Origin of the sequence: Leptothrix discophora (assembly GCF_030705305.1) — a bacterium.
In the GTDB taxonomy this organism is placed as follows: Bacteria; Pseudomonadota; Gammaproteobacteria; order Burkholderiales; family Burkholderiaceae_C; genus Sphaerotilus; species Sphaerotilus discophorus.
Window position 1 is genome coordinate 1 of sequence record NZ_JAUZEE010000030.1, and the last position, 539, is coordinate 539.

Consider the following 539-nt stretch of genomic DNA (forward strand, 5'->3'; position numbering starts at 1 on the left):
GCGACCAAGGCCGCCTGGGCGAATCCGAACGACAAGCCGATGGAAGAGTATTCAAAAAAGTGATGGCCAGACGACGCCGAGTCGCATGCGGCGTCGCCACCTGCCTGACCTGAACCGGCCGGCGATCCCGGCCGGTTCTCCACTGCTCGCTTCATCTTCCATCGCCACAAGGAGCCACCGGTGTCCAACTGGGATTGGCAAGTCTTCTGCAAGAGCACGCTCGAAGGCGAGGTCATCGCCGGCTGCTTGGGCCGTGACGGTGACGTCACCTACCTCGACTGGCTGCTGAGCGCCTGGGGCTGGACGCTGTCGGTGGCGCTGCTGGCGCTGCTGGTGGCCCTGCTGGTGGGCTCGCTCATCGGCATCCTGCGCACGCTGCCGCACAAGGGCTGGGCCTTCTTCGGCAACGCCTGGACGGAGCTGTTCCGCAACATCCCGCTGCTGGTCCAGATCTTCCTCTGGTACCACGTGCTGCCGCAGCTGTTCCCGCCGCTCAAGGCCGTGCCCAGCTTCGTGCTGGTCGTCGTCGGCCTGGGCTT

1 protein-coding gene is annotated in these 539 nt (G+C 65.7%); it reads left to right on the forward strand.

Annotated elements, in window-relative coordinates:
- Positions 1–180: 180 nt before the first annotated feature.
- A partial coding sequence (locus tag Q8X39_RS20485) for an ABC transporter permease subunit (protein ID WP_305751547.1) occupies positions 181–539 on the forward strand: 359 nt, incomplete at its 3' end.